This window comes from Shewanella sp. ZOR0012 (assembly GCF_000798835.1).
Classification (GTDB): Bacteria; Pseudomonadota; Gammaproteobacteria; order Enterobacterales; family Shewanellaceae; genus Shewanella; species Shewanella xiamenensis.
In genome coordinates this window covers 2,907,893-2,928,435 of record NZ_JTLE01000094.1, presented here as the reverse complement: position 1 = coordinate 2,928,435, position 20,543 = coordinate 2,907,893, and the positions used below count along the sequence as shown (strand labels likewise).

17 protein-coding genes and 1 tRNA gene are annotated in these 20,543 nt (G+C 45.2%); 8 read left to right on the top strand and 10 right to left on the bottom strand.

Annotation, left to right across the window (positions count from 1 at the left end; genetic code table 11):
- The coding region (locus tag L976_RS14560; protein WP_047540542.1) for a peptide MFS transporter at nt 1–1,274 on the bottom strand (1,274 nt) is incomplete at its 3' end.
- A gap of 415 nt (nt 1,275–1,689) precedes the next feature.
- Here L976_RS14560 and L976_RS14550 point away from each other — a divergent pair.
- Entirely contained in the window at nt 1,690–3,810 is a 2,121-nt protein-coding gene (locus L976_RS14550; protein ID WP_037415438.1) for a methyl-accepting chemotaxis protein, read from the top strand.
- A 239-nt stretch (nt 3,811–4,049) separates the two neighbouring features.
- Here the strand turns inward: L976_RS14550 and L976_RS14545 are convergent.
- The 5 genes from L976_RS14545 to rpsU all read right to left on the bottom strand — a co-directional run bounded on the left by L976_RS14545 (nt 4,050) and on the right by rpsU (nt 8,890).
- Nucleotides 4,050–4,126 (bottom strand) — tRNA-Ile (locus L976_RS14545).
- Between the two features lie 304 nt (nt 4,127–4,430).
- Nucleotides 4,431–6,281, bottom strand: a complete 1,851-nt coding sequence (gene rpoD, locus L976_RS14540; protein WP_086024099.1) for an RNA polymerase sigma factor RpoD — start codon at nt 6,279–6,281, stop codon at nt 4,431–4,433.
- A 135-nt stretch (nt 6,282–6,416) separates the two neighbouring features.
- Nucleotides 6,417–8,141, bottom strand: a complete 1,725-nt coding sequence (gene dnaG / locus L976_RS14535) for a DNA primase (protein ID WP_037431044.1) — start codon at nt 8,139–8,141, stop codon at nt 6,417–6,419.
- Nucleotides 8,142–8,224: 83 nt separating this feature from the next.
- A complete protein-coding gene (locus L976_RS14530) occupies nt 8,225–8,668 on the bottom strand; it encodes a GatB/YqeY domain-containing protein (RefSeq protein WP_037415447.1) in 444 nt (147 codons plus the stop codon).
- A gap of 6 nt (nt 8,669–8,674) precedes the next feature.
- Complete coding sequence (gene rpsU, locus L976_RS14525; protein ID WP_006080725.1) at nt 8,675–8,890, bottom strand: 30S ribosomal protein S21; 216 nt, start codon at nt 8,888–8,890, stop codon at nt 8,675–8,677.
- Between the two features lie 213 nt (nt 8,891–9,103).
- Here rpsU and tsaD point away from each other — a divergent pair, with 213 nt between their 5' ends.
- A complete protein-coding gene (gene tsaD, locus L976_RS14520) occupies nt 9,104–10,120 on the top strand; it encodes a tRNA (adenosine(37)-N6)-threonylcarbamoyltransferase complex transferase subunit TsaD (RefSeq protein ID WP_047537785.1) in 1,017 nt (338 codons plus the stop codon).
- A 76-nt stretch (nt 10,121–10,196) separates the two neighbouring features.
- Here the strand turns inward: tsaD and plsY are convergent, their stop codons facing one another.
- Entirely contained in the window at nt 10,197–10,808 is a 612-nt protein-coding gene (gene plsY, locus L976_RS14515) for a glycerol-3-phosphate 1-O-acyltransferase PlsY (RefSeq protein WP_037415454.1), read from the bottom strand.
- Between the two features lie 261 nt (nt 10,809–11,069).
- Between plsY and folB the strand changes: the two genes are divergently transcribed.
- From folB to L976_RS14495, 4 genes are all read left to right on the top strand, one after another.
- A complete protein-coding gene (folB, locus tag L976_RS14510; RefSeq protein ID WP_047537782.1) occupies nt 11,070–11,420 on the top strand; it encodes a dihydroneopterin aldolase in 351 nt (116 codons plus the stop codon).
- 48 nt (nt 11,421–11,468) lie between these two features.
- A complete protein-coding gene (gene folK / locus L976_RS14505) occupies nt 11,469–11,972 on the top strand; it encodes a 2-amino-4-hydroxy-6-hydroxymethyldihydropteridine diphosphokinase (RefSeq protein WP_037415460.1) in 504 nt (167 codons plus the stop codon).
- An 18-nt stretch (nt 11,973–11,990) separates the two neighbouring features.
- On the top strand, nt 11,991–12,791 hold the full coding sequence (locus L976_RS14500; protein WP_037415463.1) for an undecaprenyl-diphosphate phosphatase: 801 nt from the start codon (nt 11,991–11,993) through the stop codon (nt 12,789–12,791).
- Nucleotides 12,792–12,875: 84 nt separating this feature from the next.
- Complete coding sequence (locus L976_RS14495) at nt 12,876–13,715, top strand: putative RNA methyltransferase (protein ID WP_037415466.1); 840 nt, start codon at nt 12,876–12,878, stop codon at nt 13,713–13,715.
- A gap of 610 nt (nt 13,716–14,325) precedes the next feature.
- Here L976_RS14495 and L976_RS14490 read toward each other — a convergent pair.
- The gene (locus L976_RS14490) at nt 14,326–14,592 is read right to left on the bottom strand and encodes an Lpp/OprI family alanine-zipper lipoprotein (protein WP_007650000.1); all 267 of its coding nucleotides are present in this window, start codon (nt 14,590–14,592) and stop codon (nt 14,326–14,328) included.
- Between the two features lie 235 nt (nt 14,593–14,827).
- On the bottom strand, nt 14,828–16,078 hold the full coding sequence (locus L976_RS14485) for a multifunctional CCA addition/repair protein (RefSeq protein WP_047537779.1): 1,251 nt from the start codon (nt 16,076–16,078) through the stop codon (nt 14,828–14,830).
- A gap of 174 nt (nt 16,079–16,252) precedes the next feature.
- Between L976_RS14485 and L976_RS14480 the strand changes: the two genes are divergently transcribed.
- A complete protein-coding gene (locus L976_RS14480) occupies nt 16,253–17,920 on the top strand; it encodes an AAA family ATPase (protein WP_047537776.1) in 1,668 nt (555 codons plus the stop codon).
- On the top strand, nt 17,920–19,032 hold the full coding sequence (locus L976_RS14475; protein WP_047537774.1) for a general secretion pathway protein GspB: 1,113 nt from the start codon (nt 17,920–17,922) through the stop codon (nt 19,030–19,032). Before L976_RS14480 ends, L976_RS14475 begins: the two co-directional genes overlap by 1 nt.
- Nucleotides 19,033–19,087: 55 nt before the next feature.
- Here L976_RS14475 and nhaD read toward each other — a convergent pair whose 3' ends face one another.
- Nucleotides 19,088–20,335 carry a sodium:proton antiporter NhaD gene (nhaD, locus tag L976_RS14470; RefSeq protein ID WP_037427613.1) on the bottom strand — a complete coding sequence of 416 codons (1,248 nt, stop codon included), beginning with the start codon at nt 20,333–20,335 and terminating at the stop codon, nt 19,088–19,090.
- Between the last annotated feature and the right edge of the window lie 208 nt (nt 20,336–20,543).

The following is a 20,543-nucleotide window of genomic DNA, read 5'->3' as shown; positions in this document are numbered from 1 at the left end:
ATAAAGCCGCCCATACGAGCCGGTACGTAGCGGGCGATCATGGCTAAACCAAGACCACTCACCAGCAGTTCGCCGAGTGAGTAAGAGGCATAACCCCAGATCATTACCCAAGAAGAGGTTTTACCCTCAACGGCAAATTGGCCTGCAAATCCATAGATAAAGAAGCCAATCGCGACAACCGCAAAACCTAAGGCAAACTTAGCGGCAATCGAAAAGTCCTTATTATTGCGGCCAGCCCATGAATAACTCCAAGCCAAAACAGGGCTTAACACCATGATCCAGATTGGGTTCAGTGCTTGGAACTGTGCAGGAGACCAAGTCCATAAATGGGTACCAAAGACTTGGAAATCCCAATCGACGTTACGCAGTGCAAACAGGGCCAGTGAAGTCGACATTTGTTGATAGAAGATAAAGAAGAAGACGGTTTGCACTGTGAGGATAAGCGCTGCGATAAGGCCTGCACGCTCACTTGGCTCACTGGTACGAATTAAGTGGAAGAAAATCCCTAATACTGCCACACCCGCGGCATACACGAATACTCGGGCAACATCTTCATATTCAAGAATGATGGCCGAAGCAACAACGGAAAGTGCCGCTAATATCAATACGATCGCAAGATTCTTTTTGTTGACGGGGCGAGTATCAGGCTCTGAACCATAGTTGGCGAGGCTCTTATACATCAGGGCATAGTTACCTAAGCCGACGATTAGGCCCACACAGCACACGGCAAAAGCGGCATGCCAGCCAAATTCGTTACCATATTGCGCGTTAACATAGTCCTTAATCCAAGGCGTTAACAGCATAGAGAAAGTCGAACCTACGTTTACCGCCATGTAGTAGATGGTAAAGGCGCTGTCGATCTTAGAGTCATCACCTTCGTAAATCTTACGGACTAAGTTACCGGCATTGGGTTTAAATAGGCCGTTACCGACCACAATCACCCCAAGAGCGGAGAACATAAACCAAGTGTTTTCGGTCGGCACTGTCATCAGGGCATAGCCGACAGATAAAATCCCCGCACCGAGCAACATAGTGCGTTTGGTGCCGAGAATTTTATCCCCAACCCAACCACCTATGGCTGGCGACACGTAAATCAGCGCCGCACAGGCACTCCAAACTAAGTTTGCACGGGAGTCATCAAAGCCAAGACGCTGCACCATAAAGTACACGATCAGCGCTTGCATGCCGTAATAACCAAAACGTTCCCATAATTCGATAAGTGACACAGTCATAAACGAATGTGTCTTGCTTACCTGATTGGTACCAAGAGTCATAAAGCTTGCTTCCGTTATTGTTGTTTTGTGTTTAAGGCCAAGAGTATAAGGCGATAGCCTGCGCAAACCAATGCCACAACGCCAAAGAATAGACTTTGTTACAAATGAAATGGGTGTTTTTAATCTGGAATTAATTTTTGTAAAAAAGTGTGGCTCGCTAATCTTTGTGGTTTGTGAGTTTGGTCATATTTGCGTTCATCGATTTGGGATAAATATCAAATTGCCACCTATTGGGATAAAGGTCGCAATTGGCCCTAAATCTGTCGGTGAAAAGTTTTACTTATAGTTAACAATTCACTATCTTAAAGACTGGTAATCCCGACGCAGAGTGCTATTTTTTAAATTAGTCAGCAAAAATAAAAATGAACTAGATCAAAATAATTAGGCTCTTGACCTTATATTTGGAGTTTACTCGATGAAGCATTTGTCCATCAGTACTAAGTTGTTGTGGATCACTTCCGCCTTATTTCTCTCAATAGTGGCTATTCTCTCCATCAGTCTATGGTGGACCCTCTCGGATCAAAATGCTGAACTTTCCTATCAGGTTCAAGAAACATTGCAAAAGGAGACCCACGATAAGCTTGAAGCGCGAGCGGGCGAATATGGCGAAATGGTCGCAGGTTTTATCAACGAAGCTTACCGGATCCCTTATTCCTTTTCAGGCATACTTGAAAGCACGTCAGAAGAATTGCCACTCAAGCGTGATCGTTTAGAACTCGCTGTGGCTGCTGTGTTAAAGAAAAATACGCAAATCTCGTCAATGTATGCCCAGTTCGAAGCTAATGGGTATGATGGACTCGACAGTGAATTTTTAAATGTTAATGTCAGCCATAGTGTTGCTTCATCTGGAGCATTGGAGGTGTATTACACTCGCAATGATGATGGCACAGTTGAACATAACCAAGTTGATGATTCATCGGAAAAATATAAAACAACTCTCAACGAATTTGGTATACGAGATGCTGAATGGTTTTTATGTGCAAAGGAGACCTTAAAGCCTTGTTTAATGGAACCTTATCTCTACGAAATCACCCCTGGCAATACAGCGTTAATGACGTCGTTAACGGTTCCTGTACTTAAGCATAAACAATTTATTGGTGTGGTTGGGGTGGATCTCAACCTACCAGTATTCCAAGTGTTAATTGATAAACTGTCTAAAAGCCTTTATGACGGCCAAGCTAAAGTGACTTTGCTCAGTACCCGTGGTTTAGTGGTTGCCGCAAGCCACTACAGTAAAAAGGCGCGTCCATTAGCCGAGTCTATTGACCCCAAATTGGCAACACAAATTGTTGGATTGCATAAAAATGGCGGTTACATGGCAAATGACGATGAAATTATCGTTGCCTATCCGATTAATATTCCCCTTGCCAACGCAGAGTGGTCACTTGCGATTCAAGTCCCTAAATCAATGGCACTCAAGAGTTCGATTCAACTAAATGAAAAAATGGACGAAATGGCAACATCACTTGGCAGCATCTTATTGATTGTTGGCCTAGCGGTTTCCATTTTAGCGGTTGTTACCATCAGCATAGTGATCCGCAGCGTGATTGCACCGCTCAAAGTCATTCAGGGACGCGTTGAAAATTTAGCCAGTGCCGATGGCGATTTAACTCAATCGATTGAAGTCGATTCACACGCAGAACTTATCGCTCTGGGTAAAGGATTTAATTCCTTTATCAATAAACTTAAGGATTTAATCTCCGAGCTTAAAGCGTTGGCAGGGCGGACACAGGAGGAAAGTTTATCCTCTGCAAAAATTGCAGAATTAACCCGCGATAGCGTACATCGTCAATATGGTGAGATTGAGAGTGTTGTGACTGCGGTTAATGAAATGAGTGCTACAGCCCTTGAGGTTGCCAAAGCTTCTGAACAAACCGCTGCCGAAACGGAGGCTATGTCACGCAATGTGCGTCTCAGTGAAGAGAGTCTGACTAAAGCGATGGATTATGTGACTACTATGTCGCAAGAGTCTATGCAGGCTAAAGTCGCCGTCAGTAAAGTGGCTGAAAGTAGCACTAATATTAGCCGTATCCTCGAAGTGATTAGCTCCATTGCCGCGCAAACAAACTTACTCGCCTTAAATGCGGCTATTGAGGCTGCTCGCGCAGGTGAGCAAGGACGGGGTTTTGCGGTGGTGGCCGATGAAGTAAGGGCACTTGCCTCCAAAACCCAAAGCTCCACCGACGATATTAGCGTGCTGATTGATGCGCTCCAAAAAGAGGTTCTTAGTGCATCGGGGATTATTGATAAAGGTGCTGAGCGTGCACAAATGGCCGTTTCGCAAACGGAGCAAGCGCTTACCTCCCTTAATTCTATGGTTAGCCAGATTGAGGAGATTTCAGCGCAAGTGACCCATATTGCTGCGGCGGCAGAGGAGCAAAGTGCCGTTACTGAAGAGGTTAATCGAAATATTACTGGCATATCCGACTCAGCCTCTGAACTCGCTCGTCTTGCAGGCGAAGCACAGCAAAGCAGCGTCGTTCTCGCCGAGCTGGTGAAACAACAACATCAGCAATTAGGTAAGTTAAAAACCTAACCAGATGGTCAGCCTCCTGCTATTTAAGGTCTGACAGGCTTTCTAACCTTATCAAGGCGCTAACGTGGTTATCAGTTAGCGCCTTTGTTTTTGCTTTAATTGGGCCATTACCTAAAGGGACAAATCGAAATCGCGTTTGAGTTAGTTATCGGGAATGAGTCGCGTTGGTATGAGTGAGTGTCGACAGATTGCAGAAACAAAAAAGCCCATTATTAAATGGGCTTTTTTGTTGAATTTGGTGGTGGCCCCTCACGGACTTGAACCGTGGACCTAACGATTATGAGTCGTGTGCTCTAACCAACTGAGCTAAGGGGCCTACTAAAGGCAATCGTCATCACCTAAAGCGAGTGGCAGTATACTAAGCTTGTTTGCGCTTGTCACCCGTGTTTTTCGATGAAATTCACCGAATTGATTCAATTGGTTATCTGTTAATCAACAGTTGTTTCTGCAAAGGTTTTTTGCCGTGCGATTCATGGTCAAGGTAATTTAACTTTCTGATTTTGAAAGAGGGTTGAGCTGTATATTGTGCTGGTTTGTTACTCGTTAACTGAATGATGGCGAAAAAAAGCCCCGCAGTGCGGGGCTTAGGCTTAATATTTGACACTTATCTATTCGTCTATCTATTCGTCTAAGAAGGACTTTAAGATTTCTGAGCGTGAAGGGTGACGCAGTTTACGCAGCGCTTTTGCTTCAATTTGACGGATACGTTCACGGGTTACGTCAAATTGTTTGCCCACTTCTTCTAGCGTGTGGTCGGTGTTCATGTCGATACCAAAACGCATGCGCAGTACTTTGGCTTCACGGGCTGTTAGGCCTGCTAATACCTCATGGGTAGCGCTCTTCAAGCTTTCGCTGGTGGCGCTGTCCAGAGGTAATTCGAGGGTGGTATCCTCGATAAAATCGCCTAAATGCGAATCTTCATCGTCACCGATTGGGGTTTCCATGGAGATCGGTTCTTTAGCGATTTTCAGTACCTTACGGATTTTGTCTTCCGGCATCATCATTCGCTCTGCCAATTCTTCAGGTGAGGGTTCGCGGCCCATTTCCTGTAGCATTTGGCGAGAGATACGGTTCAGCTTGTTGATGGTTTCGATCATGTGTACTGGAATACGGATCGTACGGGCTTGGTCCGCGATTGAGCGGGTGATTGCCTGACGGATCCACCAAGTCGCATAGGTCGAGAATTTGTAACCACGGCGATATTCAAATTTATCAACAGCCTTCATCAGACCGATGTTACCTTCTTGGATTAAGTCCAAGAATTGCAGACCGCGGTTGGTGTATTTCTTAGCGATAGAAATTACTAGACGTAAGTTTGCCTCAACCATTTCTTTCTTCGCACGGCGAGCTTTAGCCTCACCGATTGACATGCGGCGGTTAATATCTTTAATCGCGGCAATAACTAAGCCTGTTTCTTCTTCGATGGCGGCCAGTTTGCTACGGCAGCGCTGCACGTCATCCTCAACCATTCTTAAGCCTTCGGCATAAGGTTTGTTTGAGGTTTTTTCTGCATTAAACCAATCGAGATTGGTTTCGTTACCAGTGAAGAACTTAACAAAGTTTTTCTTTGGCATTTTAGCTTGTTCGACGCAAAGCTTCATCAGGAGACGCTCTTGCACGCGAACACGGTCCATCATCGAACGCATACTTTTCACTAAGCGGTCAAATTGCTTAGGTACTAGACGGAACTCTTTAAAAATCTCACCGATCTCAAACAGTGCTTTGATCGATTCTGGATGTTCACGGCCTTTGGCTTCGATGATTTTGAGCGCGTTTTCGTAGGCGGTTCTTAACTGGCTAAAGCGTTCACGAGCCTCTTCAGGATCGGGACCTTTATTACCATCATCATCGCCGTCGGCATCACCGTCTTCGTCTTCCTCGTCTTCCTCATCATCTTCATCTTCAAGATCTTCTTCTGATAATTCAGAACCGATGTGAGTAGCGGTTGGGCCTAAGTCTTCTTCGTCAGGGTTAACAAATCCAGAGATAATATCAGACAGGCGCAGTTCATCGGCTTCATACTGGTCGTATTGCTCAAGGATCATGGCGATCGCTTGTGGGTATTCGGCTACTGAGCTTTGAACTGTGTTAATGCCTTCTTCGATGCGTTTGGCGATAACGATTTCGCCTTCACGGGTCAGCAGTTCAACGGTACCCATTTCGCGCATGTACATACGCACAGGATCCGTGGTGCGGCCAAGCTCACTTTCTACCGTGGCAAGGGCGGCGGCTGCTTCTTCTGCTGCATCTTCGTCTGTGTTGTCTTCCGACATCATCATGTCATCGGCATCGGGAGCCTCTTCGAATACCCGAATGCCCATGTCATTTATCATCTGGATAATATCTTCGATCTGGTCAGAATCGACCATGTCTGCAGGTAAGTGATCGTTCACTTCTGCATAGGTTAAGTAACCTTGCTCTTTACCTTTGGCAAGCAACAGCTTGAGTTGCGACTGCGGAGTATGATCCATAGATATCATCCAAGTTGGGAAACTGTTACAACGACGGACAGTTAGCTCGTGCTAAGTGCCGCGCAAATCGTCAATTATAGCCATGTGCACTTACCTGTGCTAGTCACTGGGATACTGAATGAGGACATTTTTGCCTCAGTTTAGTCCTTTCATGACTGAGATCAGCTTCTGCAGCTGGATCTTTTCTTCCTTAGTATGGGTCTGTTTTAGACTCAATTCCTGATATCGTTGTTCAATATATTGATTGTTCAACCAAACCAGGGTCTGTTTAAACTTTTCGAGCAAGTTTTCTTCCGCCACTTGATGGTCCCATTGGGCTAATTTATGCAGCGTCCCGCTGTGGGGGCTGTCTCTGAATTGCTCAAGTAGTTGTGCGCTGTTTAACTTATGCTCTCGAGTTAACGCCAACAGCAATGGCAGCAAGTCGATGCCTGGCATTTGCAGATGGTTTAATGCTGGTTGCGGAGATAACCCCAGTCCCAGCTCGGGATGCTGTACTAACAAGGCGATGGCAAGTCGCAATGGTGTACCGCGTCCTTTGAGTCCCGTTGATGCTGTGGGCTTAGTTTGTTTGACACTAAAACCCAGTTTTTTCTTCATATCGTCTGAGCTGTTCATTCCTAACTTATGAGCTAAGCTCTCAAGTAGGAGGTTTTGCAGCACAGTGTCTTGAATTTTTTCAATTAGGCCAAAGGCTTGTTTGGCTAAATTACCTTTATCGGTACCGTATTTCGTCGTTAATGTATCAAACAAAAATTCGGGCAGGCTGATAGCACTGTCCATCAGTTGCTCGAATGCGTCTTTACCAATCTTGCGAACCATTGAATCTGGATCTTCAGATTGCGATAAAAACATAAAACGTACTTTATCCCCGGGTTTTAACAGGGGCAAGGCAGTTTCTAAGGCGCGCCAGGCGGCCTCATTACCGGCTCTATCGCCGTCGTAGCAGCAAATGACTTCTTTAGCACTACGCAGCAACAATTGAAATTGTTCAGCTGTCGTCGAGGTGCCAAGCGATGCAACCGCATAATCGACACCATATTGGGCTAGGGCAACGACGTCCATATAGCCTTCGACAATCAGTATTTTGTCTGGATCACGATGACGTTGCTTTAGCTCGTATAGGCCGTAGAGTTCATTGCCCTTATGAAATATGGGCGTTTCTGGAGAATTCAAGTACTTGGGTGTGCCATCTCCCAATACTCTGCCACCAAATCCAATCACACGACCACGGCGGTCGCGAATGGGAAACATCAGGCGGTCACGGAATCTATCGTATCTTTTACCGCTGTCATTGCTGATCAGCATGCCTGCGGTCAGGAGTTTATCCTGTGCATCTTGACTGTGTCGGTAGCGGCTTAATAACCCATCCCAACCGTCGGGTGCAAAACCAATCCCAAAATGCTCAACAATATCATCGGATAATCCGCGATAAGCGAGGTAGTCGATGACTTTTTGCTTGTCTTGGTGTTGTCTTAACTGGGTTTGAAAAAAGCGACTCGCTTCTTCCATTAATTGGTAGAGATCACGGCTTAGGCCATCGTCTTGGCGTTTACCCGTGCCTTGTTCTCTGGGCACTTCTAAGCCCAGTTGTCCGGCAAGATCTTCAATAGCATCGATAAAATCGAGTCTGTCGTACTCCATCACAAAATCGATGGCATTGCCGTGGGCGCCGCAGCCAAAACAATGATAAAACTGTTTATCGCGGCTAACGGTAAACGAAGGTGATTTTTCACTATGAAAAGGACAACAGGCCGAGTAGTTTTTACCCGCCTTTTTCAAGGGCACCTTGCGGTCGATAAGTTCGACGATGTCGGTGCGAGCGATTAGCTCATTGATAAAATCACGAGGTATTGCCATTGAGTGCTTAAAATCTCGCCTTGCGCGAATTTAAACAAACAAGCCGCGCATAGGCACGGCTTGTTCATACATTGAAACGCTAATTATTGCAATTTTGCACGGATCATAGCGCCGATAGCGCCCATGTCTGCACGTCCTTGAACTTTAGGTTTTAATGCTCCCATTACTTTGCCCATATCCGCCATGGAGGATGCGCCTATTTCAGCAATAGCAGCATCGATGAACGCGGCAATTTCCGCCTCAGAGAGGGGAGTAGGCAGGAAAGCTTCAATAACTTGAATCTCTTCTGCTTCTGCTGCGGCCAACTCGCTACGACCCGCTGCTTCATATTGAGCAATCGAATCGCGACGTTGTTTCACCATTTTGGTTAAGACAGCTATAACCTGCTCATCATTCAGAGTTTCGCGGGTATCCACTTCAATCTGTTTGATGGCTGCAAGTGCCATACGAATAGTGCTCAATCTCGCCTTCTCTTTGGCGATCATGGCCTGTTTCATATGGTCTTTTAGCTGATCAATTAGGCTCATAAGAGATTAGTATAAACGTACGCGACGTGCGTTTTCGCGAGAAAGCTTTTTAGCTAAACGTTTAACTGCAGCTGCTTTTGCGCGCTTACGAGCAGTAGTTGGCTTCTCGTAGAATTCACGAGCACGCACGTCGGCTAAAATACCAGCTTTTTCACAAGAGCGCTTGAAACGACGCAGAGCTACGTCGAATGGTTCGTTTTCACGTACTTTAATAATTGGCATACGCCATCACCCCTTAGGTGTAGGTTGTCTGGTTCAATGACTTGAACCAAGTGTATTTAAAATGGTGCGGAATTTTATACCGAGACCACTAGGCTTGTAAAGCCCTAATCATTTCAGCTTGGTTTGGGGGGTGAATAACGTGATTGTCGGCTGGAGTAATTGTCATCATACAGGTAGAATTAGCGCCCTTTAAACGTTTTGATTTGAGGCACCATGCGGGTTCTAGGTATTGAGACATCCTGTGACGAGACAGGTATTGCCGTTTATGACGATAAGCTGGGGTTACTTTCCCATGCGTTATATAGTCAGGTTAAGTTGCATGCGGATTATGGTGGCGTGGTGCCTGAACTGGCCTCCCGCGACCATGTGCGCAAAATTGTCCCGCTGATCCGCCAAGCGTTGAAAAACGCCAATACCGACATTGCCGACATCGACGGTATCGCTTATACCAAAGGCCCTGGATTAATTGGGGCTTTATTAGTGGGCGCCTGTGTTGGTCGCTCGCTAGCCTTTGCATGGAACAAGCCCGCCATCGGTGTTCATCATATGGAAGGGCATTTACTGGCACCTATGCTTGAGGAAGATGCTCCGGAGTTTCCTTTTGTTGCACTGTTGGTGTCAGGCGGTCATTCCATGTTGGTCAAAGTCGATGGTATCGGCCTTTATGAAGTCTTAGGTGAGTCGGTGGATGACGCCGCCGGTGAAGCCTTCGATAAAACGGCCAAGTTGATGGGGCTGGATTATCCTGGGGGGCCACGGCTTGCCAAACTTGCCGCCAAAGGCGAGCCTGCTGGTTATCAGTTCCCGCGTCCAATGACAGATAGGCCTGGGCTTGATTTTAGTTTCTCCGGCCTTAAAACCTTTACCGCCAATACCATTGCCGCTGAACCTGATGATGAGCAAACCCGCGCCAACATCGCCCGAGCTTTTGAAGAAGCGGTTGTAGATACCTTAGCGATTAAATGTCGCCGCGCCTTAAAACAGACCGGTTATAACCGTTTAGTGATTGCCGGTGGCGTGAGTGCCAACACCCGCTTACGCGAAACCTTGGCTGAGATGATGACCTCTATTGGTGGTCGCGTTTATTATCCTCGTGGTGAATTTTGTACTGATAATGGCGCCATGATCGCCTTTGCTGGATTACAGCGTTTGAAGGCAGGGCAGCAGGAAGACTTAGCAGTAAAAGGTCAACCGCGATGGCCGCTCGATACCTTGCCGCCTGTTACTTGATATTCTGCGAGTTAATCTAAATAAAAACAGTGCATTAAGCACTGTTTTTATTTATGTATGATAATGCTCAAATGGCTTAGGGCGGAGGAGGACGCTTTTTACGTGATACCTTAGATTCTTCCCCTTTGAGAAGTCGCTGAATGTTCTCTTTATGGCGAATGATTATCAGGGTCGAGAGCATCGCAACTGGAATGGTGAACCTATCGTCAAGCCACCAAGTATAAAGTGGGGCGAGCAATGCGGTAATAATGGCAGCAAGGGAAGAGTAGCGGCTAATCAAGACTAAGACGACCCAAGATGCCATCAAACAAATGGCCAAGTCATCACCAATTGGCGCCATGGCTCCAAAGGCTGTTGCAACGCCTTTGCCACCTTTAAAACCAAAAAAGATCGGATAGATATGGCCAAGACAGGCGGCGATTGCGATAAGGCCGAGGGAAATAGCGTCAATTCCCATTAAATAGGCAAGATACGTTGGCAGAGCACCCTTCAGCATGTCGAAAAATAACACCATGGCAGCCGAACTTGCGCCGCCAATGCGCAGCACATTGGTTGCTCCGGGGTTGCCCGAACCCTGCGTTCTTGGGTCGGGAAGGCCTCTTATCCTACACACTAGCACAGCACTTGAGACAGAACCGGCTAAATAGGCGGCCACAATCATCAAAAGTGTCAGTGTTAATTGACTCACATTGGTTTCCTTACACGTCTTAAGGTATTATCGCGCCACAATTTAACGGCCACTTGGCAAGCATTCAGTCATAAGCGATGGCGATTACGCAACTTATCAGGTTGCGATAGTTTCTGAACGAACAAATCCTTTTGGGCGTTATCCTACTTCGGATTGGCCCGAGTAGAAAGTAAATTAGTCGTTCAATTGAACGGTGGATTATACAGACTCTATGGCGTTTAGCTTATCAGACCTCATTGGCATGAGTGAGTAGGAATTAATATGGATAAAGTGCTTATTCGACAATTACGTATTGATACTGTGATTGGCGTCTATGAATGGGAAAAGAAAATTCACCAAAGCTTATTTTTAGATCTGGATATAGCTTGGGATAATAAGGCCGCAGCGGTAACAGACGATTATCAATACGCGCTCTGCTATGAGACGGTATCGAATCGCCTGACTCAGCTCATTACCGAAAAGCCCATTGAGTTGATTGAGACGGTTGCCGAGCGGGTTGCCCAGTGTTTGCTGACCGAGTTTAAGGTGAGTTGGGTAAAAGTGGTGGTGATGAAGCCAGGTGCTGTCCCTTCAGCCGCTTCTGTTGGGGTTGAGATTGAGCGCTCACGTTAATTGAATCTTTAGATTCGGGTTTTCGGTTTGGACGGTTCGGACATTCGTATGGCACGTATATACATTAGTTTAGGTAGTAATATAGAACCCACTCGCTACCTTAAGGCGGGCTTGCTGTCCTTACGGGAATACTTTGGCCCGCTGCAACTCTCCTCAATGTACGAGAGTGAAGCGGTTGGATTTAATGGTACCAACTTTTTAAACATGGTGGTCTGTGCACAAACGAGTCTGAATATTGCTGAGGTAGTTGCGCAGTTTAAGCAAATCGAGCAAAATCACGGCCGGTTGGTGGGGGCCAAAAAGTTTAGTCCAAGAACCTTAGATATTGACCTATTGCTTTACGATGATGTCGTTTGTCAGACCCCAGTGGTACTGCCCCGCGCCGAAATTGTCAGTAATGCTTTTGTGCTTTGGCCTTTAGCGGAAATCGCCCCCAATTTGATTCACCCATTGCAGCTAAAAACCTATGCCGCAATGTGGGATGAATATGATAAAACGTCACAAAAGCTGTGGCCGGTGGCCTTTGAATGGCCTTTTGGACTGACTTTTTAATTGATTGATAGGATTGTCATGGATACGTTTCAGGTAATTATTTTAGCGTTAATTCAAGGATTAACAGAGTTCCTCCCCATTTCAAGTTCGGCGCACCTTATCCTACCTGCACAGCTTTTAGGCTGGGAAGATCAAGGGTTATCCTTCGATGTTGCCGTGAATACAGGTTCATTGTTTGCCGTAGTGATTTATTTTAGGCATGAACTTTGGGCTATGTTTAAGGCGTGGATTGCCAGCATGGTTAAAGGTCAGCATTCTGACGATAGCAAACTGGCATGGTGGATTATTCTTGCTACTTTACCTGCTGTATTTTTTGGTTTTATGGCCAAAGACTTTATCGAAACCCATTTACGCAATGCCGGCGTTATTGCAGTGACAACAGTGGTCTTTGGTTTGCTGCTTTGGTGGGCGGATAAGATGTCACGCCGTGATTTGACGGTTTATCAAACGGGGTGGCGCAAGGCATTATTAATTGGTTTTGCTCAGGCGCTGGCGTTAATCCCGGGGACATCTCGCTCAGGTGCGACGATGACCGCCGCGCTGATGTTAGGTCTTAGCCGCGATGCTGCTGCGCGTTTCTCGTTTTTGATGTCTGTACCTGTCAGCTTAGGCGCGGCTATTTTAGTGGGTAAAGATTTGGCTGAAAGCCCGCTTCCCATTGACTATCAAGCGCTTACACTAGGCACTGTGATTTCTTTCGCTGCGGCTTATCTGTGTATACATTATTTCTTGAAAATCATTAGCCGCATGGGTATGACGCCTTTCGTTATTTATCGTCTTGCCCTTGGTGCTGTGTTGTGTGGATTTATCTTCTTATAATGCACTCGCTCTTTTGCCAAAAAATCGGGTCAAGTACCCGATTTTTGTGTTTTTAGGCATGAATTTTCGTATTTGGAGTTGTTTATGAGCCTTCAATATCAATGTCCTACCTGTAGTTTGCCACTGATGCAACATCAGGCGTCCCAAGGTTTTTATTGTGCGAATAAGCACCATTTTGATAAGAATGAAGCTGGATATTGGGTGTTCACCAAGCCTGCTCGTCAAAAGCCGACGGGGGATAGTCGTCAACAGGTCAGAGCTAAACGGTTCTTACTCGAGTCGGGGATTTTTACGCCTTTAATCGACAAAATGGGTGAGATGATTGCTGCGCATTTACAGGCTGATGATTGTTTGTTGGACTACGAGTGTGCTGAGGGCTTTTATTTACGTGCGTTATCTTCGTTGCTGTCAAGGCTGACAAATGGGATGAACGTCCACTACAGTGGCGTTTCGGATGCAGAAAATACTATTTTTGCTGCAGCTAAAGCGCAAACGCCAGCATCGCTCTATCTCAGTACATCCAAAGCGTTACCCTTTGCAGATAATTGCTTCGATTTTATTACTGTTGTCGATAAACCGTTGAAGGGAAAAGAATGTGTCCGCGTGCTTAAAGAGCAAGGGCTTATGTTGCAGGTGATCCCAGGTGCTCGGCATTTATGGCAACTCAAGACGCTCATTTATCCAGAACTCATTGAAAAATCAGTCCAAATAAATTTACCTACTGGGTTAATCGTAAAAGAGCAGCAGCGAGTGCAATTTAGTTTATCGATAACAGGTGAACAAGTTTTGGTATTGCTTGATATGACACCTTATGCGTGGCGTGCATCGGATAAAGTCAAACACCTTATTCGGACTCAAGTATTCAATAATCTAGAAATTGACTTTATTTTAGTCTTAGCGCAAAAGTCTTTAATCAGATCTTAACTCGCTAAAATAAATAATCGTATTGGATGTTTTTTAACCTATTCATAAGCTTAGGTATTCTATTACTTGATGCTTCTGTAGAGTGAATAATGCAAGTGCATGATAATAATCGAGCTTTTATGTTGCTTTCATGTTAATCTAGGACTGCATGCCTTGAAGTTTTTATTTATTCAGCCGTCGTTCATTACAGATATAACCTCTTAACTGCTTTTGTCTCGCAAATTGCTTGAGTTTGCGCTGTTGTACTTTCATTAAAATACCCGTTAAGAGATTTAATAAAAATAATGTTTTTAGTGAGAACAGGGGAGAGGATTATGAAAAGTGAAAAATCGATTTTACGATGGATATACCAGTTTAAGAATGATTAATACTGGAAAGTCGTTTTCTTTCGATAAGAGTTTATCTTGATGTCAAGCTGAGAGTTTGGTTTGTGAAGCTAATAAGCATTAGCTAAATTTCGGCTGAGTAACACAACTTGGCTTATTGCGGAATTAGCTTGTGAAAGCTAACAATCAACCATAAAAAAAGGCTTGGATCGATGTGCTATTCGCTTTCATCTCTCTCAAGCCTTTGATCTTAACCTGATGAATTACAGGTTAATTACCTATCATTACTTCTTGTAACGAGAAGCAACGTTGTCTAGACGGTCGTTAGCACGTTTAGCTTCTGCTTGTGCGTCCATAGCTGCTGCTTTAGCATCTTTAACGTCTGCAGACAGTTTGCTTTGCTCTGATTTCAGAGAGCCAACATCAGCTGACAATTGATCAACTTTGTTGCCCAGAGTTGCAACGCTTTCTTCCAGAGCAGTAGTGTTTGCACAACCACCTAGTAGGGCAGTCATTGCTAAACCAGCAATCATCAGTACTTTTTTGTTCATTGTAAAAAATCCCTTAAAATAGGTTGGATTTGAATGTTTCGTCACTTGGTAATCGAAACTGCCTAATTATGACATAGCTATTTTAATTTGCTACGAATATTAATGCGTTTAACCACTATAGACATATAAATTTTTTTTTAAAAGCGTTTTTTCCCGGTTATATCGTCATTGCTCATCGAAAAATGGTGTCCCATTTACTAGAAAGTGTTTATGTGTTTACAAAAAAATTACAATTTTATGGCGTCAGTTTGGCTTGTTGGTGTGGCCAGTTGAGTTTTACTTGCTCGACGTTATCAATCCGCCTCAAATTGAGCGCTTGTTTTATCTGTCCTCCCTGAAATCCTGCTGCGATGATGGCTTTTATATCCACATTATTAGCGGCTAAAAAACACGCATTAAGGTAGTCACTTTGCGGGTAGGCTTGATGCTCGAAGCCTGTGCGTCCTCGCATATCGGCGATACAAGCCAATAAGAGTTGATTTAGTCGTTCTGGTTTACGCCAAAAATCGGCTTTATCGAAGACTTTAACAATTGTCTCGGCTCTTAATTCAAATGCTTGGTGCACGTTTTGGTGCTGATCACTAACCAATAGAGCGAGGTCGCGATACTCGTTAGGGACTCGTAACCGTTCACACAGTTTTTTAATGACGGGTAATCCTTTTTGTCCATGGCCATGGTGTTTAGGCCAGTGTTCTTTGGGGCTTAATGCCTTACCCAGATCGTGCACTAAGGCTGCAAAGCGTACCGCTTTGTCTTGAGTCAGTAATGTTGCCTGTGTTAACACCATCAGAGTGTGCAGACCTGTATCTATCTCAGGGTGCCACTTTTCCGGTTGTGGGATGCCAAAAAGTGCATCAATTTCGGGGAATAGGATTTTCAATGCACCACATTGACGCAGCACTTGGAAAAAAATCTCTGTATTGGGGCCGCCGAGACTTTTATCGACTTCTTGCCAAACGCGCTCAGGCGTAAGCGCCGTTAACTCCTCGGTTTGGCTCATATGCTGCATCAAGGACATGGTTTCTTTGGCAATCTTGAAACCTAAACTATGAAAACGTGCGGCAAAGCGTGCCACTCGTAACACCCTTAAAGGATCTTCTGCAAAGGCTGTTGACACATGCCGCAGTTGCCGTGCCTGTATGTCCGCGACACCATTATAGGGATCATACAAATTGCCTTCTTCATCTTGGGCAATCGCGTTAATGGTGAGATCGCGTCTTAGCAAATCTTGCTCTAGGGTAACATCGGGACTGGCATAACAGCTAAAACCACCATAACCCAAACCCACTTTACGCTCCGTACGCGCTAACGCATATTCTTGCTGGGTTTTAGGGTGTAAAAAGACCGGGAAGTCTTTACCTACTTGGCGATAGCCCAATTGCTGCATTTGCTCAGGAGTAGCGCCGACAACCATATAATCTTTATCTTTTATTGGAAGGTTTAGCAGGCTGTCTCGTACAGCGCCGCCAACTAAGTAAATTTTCACAGGATTATTCTAGCGAGTGTGCCATAGGCATAGCTTATCATGATGATGCCATTGCAAGGCGAACTAGAGTGTAGATATTTATTAGAATGTCACATCCATGTTGCTGATGCTTTGACAATATCCTTTGGACGTTTTAACGTGGGGCGTTATTTTTAGCTTAGGATGATTGGTGGTATGTACAAGGCCTTTTATGGACTCAGTGATAACCCTTTTTCGATTGCACCCAATCCACATTATTTATTCTTGAGTGACAGACACAGAGAAGCCTTAGCCCATTTAACCTATGGGTTGGGTGAGACGGGTGGCTTTGTGTTACTAACGGGAGAGGTCGGCACAGGGAAGACAACAGTATCTCGTTGTTTGCTTGGGCAATTACCCGATCATACCGATACGGCGTTTATCTTAAATCCTTCGCTGACGGAGTTGGAATTACTCGCTACACTCTGTGATGAATTGAAGATTAGCTATGGTGAAAACCCAACCCTTAAACAGCTCACTGACCATCTGAGTCGTTTCTTACTGGCCAATCATGAGAAAGGCCGCAATACCGTTCTCATCATCGATGAGGCGCAGCATCTGCGTGCCGAAGTATTAGAGCAATTAAGGTTGCTCACCAATCTCGAGACCGATACGAAAAAGCTGCTGCAAGTCATTTTGATTGGCCAACCTGAACTGCAGCTGCTACTCAAACGACAAGAACTGCGGCAATTAGCCCAGCGGATCACTGCTCGTTATCATTTATTGCCGCTAAATGAAGATGAAATTGCCCTTTACGTATTGCATCGTTTGCAGGTTGCTGGTCGTTTTGAACCTTTATTTACGCGAAAAGCCATTAAGGTACTGCATAAATACAGTGGTGGTATTCCTCGTCTCATCAACTTATTGTGCGAGCGAGCCCTTATGGCTGGGTATGCTCAATCTAAGGTGCCCATTGATCACCATATGGTGAGACAAGCGGCTGCTGAAGTATTAGGGGAGGAAGAACCACAGCAGCATAAGTATCTGTGGCCAAGTGCTATCGCCGCCGCATTGGTATTAGCTTTTGGAGTATCCTATTGGTTGTTTACGGATAAACTCGCGGTTGCCAATGTGACGACCGAGCCTGTGACCCACGCCAAACAAACAGTTGTAGCTGACAATTCTGTTCAGCAAAGCCAAACGCCAGTAAATAATACTGTACCAGCACTCACTCAAGTGCAAAATACTGTTGTGGCGGCTGATCCAAGTCTGCGGGTATTACAGGAGGCTATCAAACAAAGTCGAAGTATTGATACCGCCTTTGCAGGTCTTTTTAATGTGTGGGGCAAAGTCCCATTTAAAGGCCTCACTGCCTGTCAGTCAGCACGGGAGCAGGGGCTGTCATGTTATCAACAGCAGGGAAATTGGATGTCGATTACGCGGCTAAATTATCCTGCCGTTGTATATTTAGTGGATGATAATCAACAAGATTTTTATGGTGCTGTCATTGCAGTTGATGGTGATCAGCTATTGATGCAATTGGGCGAGCAGCAGCTTTGGGTTGATAGAGCTTGGTTCAATCAACACTTTAGTGGCACCTTTGAAATTCTCTGGCAGGCCCCCAATTTACCTATGCTGGAAATTAGCCAAAAATCGAGCCCTGGGCAATTACAGTGGCTGGAGAATGCGCTTGCCCATGTGGCTAAACGACCTTCACGCCGAGTCAGCCAATTTGATCTTAAGTTGGAGAATGATCTTAAAGCCTTTCAAAGCCAACATGGGTTGAAGGCTGACGGTATTGCAGGCAATCAAACGTTAGTGAGACTGAATTTGTACTTAAGTGATCAAGGGCCGCGCCTAACCGATAATGGAGCCCAGAGTTAATGTCCATTTTACTCGACGCGGTAACCCGTAATAAACAACAGCAAGCTTCACCTTTACCCGATGCGGTACTAACGCCGAGGGCAAGTTATCCTGCGCCACGCAAGGCTTCTTTCCCTGCTGCAAAATTGTCGCTGCTTGCCGTTGCGATTACTCTTGGTATCGGTGTGGCATGGGGCGTTGCGCATTGGCAACAGGTCAATTCAATGATGCCCTTGAAGGCTAATGATGATAATAGAAGTGATCTTCAAACGGGCACAGTGATAACTCAGCATGCTTCAAATACAGGTTCTGATAGCTTTGTCTCAACGAGTCAGGCTAACCGGACCGCATCCTTAAATGACCCAGTAAGTGCAGCCACTACAGTTGCCACGCAGGAAGATACTGTTATTCAGGGGAACGCCGCAGGATTTCGATTAGCTGGGAAGGTCGCTTTGCCCAGGGAGCAGGTATTAAATGATGTGCCTTTAAGCGCCCAAGCTTATCCGAGCGTAGATTCGTCACAGGTTGTCGCTACAAATACTTCCTCAAATGCTGATCCTAGTTATGATGACTATCTTGCGACGTCAGCGGCCTTAGATGAAACAACTCGCGCCCAGCCATCATCTGCCGAAAATGGGGAGCTGGCGCAAGAGTTTGCCGATCCTGAACCAATAATGTTGGGGGCGAATGCTAATCGTCAAGGGTTAGCAACACTTGAGGCGCTGCGTCAACAAGTTAATGCTGCGGCGACGGATGTTGGCTTGGATACGGCGCAGAGTCGTCAAGATGATGAATTGGTCGCGACCTTCCAAGATGCACTGAAAGAGGTGGAATATGTCAAAGCGGCTAAAACGCCTGTGACAGAGCCTAAGCTTGATCCTATCCCTAAAACGGAAAATGGCGATATTCCTAAATACGGGCAACTGCCAGCGGGATTACAACTACAAGTACCGGAATTTAATATTGTTGCCCATGTTTATTCCACGGATGCGAGTCAACGTTGGTTAAACGTTGACGGTGCCGAGTTACAGGAAGGCGATATGATTGGTGGTAAGTTGAAGATCATTGCCATTCGTCCGCGGGATGTCGTTTTAGACATTCAAGGAACACAGTTTAGGGTTCCGGCGATGTAAGGCATTCTCTTAAGACAAAAGGCGCCTGTTGGCGCCTTTTGTTTATCGTTTTAAATTAAGCAAAGAAGTTATATGCGAGGAATAAAGTTAAGCCATAGCCAACACAGTAGCATAGGAATAGTGCAGGTACATATTTCAAGTAGCTTACAAAAGTGAGCTCTTTTACTTTGCTCATGGCGACGATACCCGCAGCCGAACCAATCACTAACAATGAACCACCTACGCCCACACTGTAGGTTAAGCCTAACCATTCTGGAGTGTTGAGTACAGGTTCTGCTTTTAATAGGGCAGCAGTGAGTGGCACGTTATCGATAAGAGCTGAACCCATGCCTGTGACAAAGTTTGAGATATTTGGATTAAATAGGGCATAGGCCTCGGTCAGCATATCTAAGGTGCCGATTTCTTTAAGCATGCCAACTAGCAATAAAATCCCTAAGAAGAATAACAAAGTGTCATATTCAACTTGGCGGATATATTCAAGGATCTTGATTTCTTCTTTATCGCTGCGCGTTGTATGACCAATCAGGAACATGATGGACAGACCGGTTAAGAAGGTCAGTACTGGAGGGATGCCAAACAAAATGTTGAGTAACATGGTCATTAAAATCGTGCAGAAGAACACGAGGGCAATCAGTAGATCAACCGTTTGATAACTATGTTTAATTGGGGTTGTTGAGACGATACCTTCAGCTTTTAGCGAAAAGAGCGTTGCCAGTAAAACGACACTCACGGCTGATGGGATGAATAGCATTAACAGTTCGGAGATATGTACGTGACCCGCGAGGAAGATCATCAGCGTGGTGACGTCACCAGTGATCAATGCTACACCACCTGAGTTCACTGCGAAAATAATCAACACCGCCATTCTGCGACGCATCTGTTTATCGAGTTTGAAGGTGGTTAATAAGCCCAAAGAAACCAATGTAGCGGTGACGTTATCACAAAAGGCGGACAGAATTAGCGAGAATAATGCGACTTGTATCATCAATAACCGAACAGAAACCTTTTGTGGAAAGAGCTTCTGCACCATGATTTGAATCATACCTTTGGCGTTAAGATAGGCCACAAAGGTCATGGTCGACATTAAAAATAGCCACAAGGTGGCAATTTCAAGCAAGTTTTCATTGAGTTGATGAGCAACTAACTTCTCATGGCTAGGATCTCCAGCAGCCATGAATAGTGCTACCCATGAAATACAGCCAAAGAATAAGGTGGTTTTTGCTTTATTAAGGTGGGTTACTTCTTCAAAAATAATACTGAGCAATGCAAGCAGTGCCAGTATGATCAGAAAGGTATATAGCATAACTGCAATTCCAACTGCTGTTTTAATGTCGTGGCAGGCCAAAGGCGAGCTATTGAGTGGCATTATCAAGGCTTAATTAAGTTTGCCGTGTTAACGCGTGCGGATCAGAACATAATGGCGCGAATAACGCAACTGTTAGCTGTAACTCAGTTTTGCGTTGCTTTGTGATGTGTATCTCAGTTGTTTGGGTGTGTTTTTAGTTTTAAAT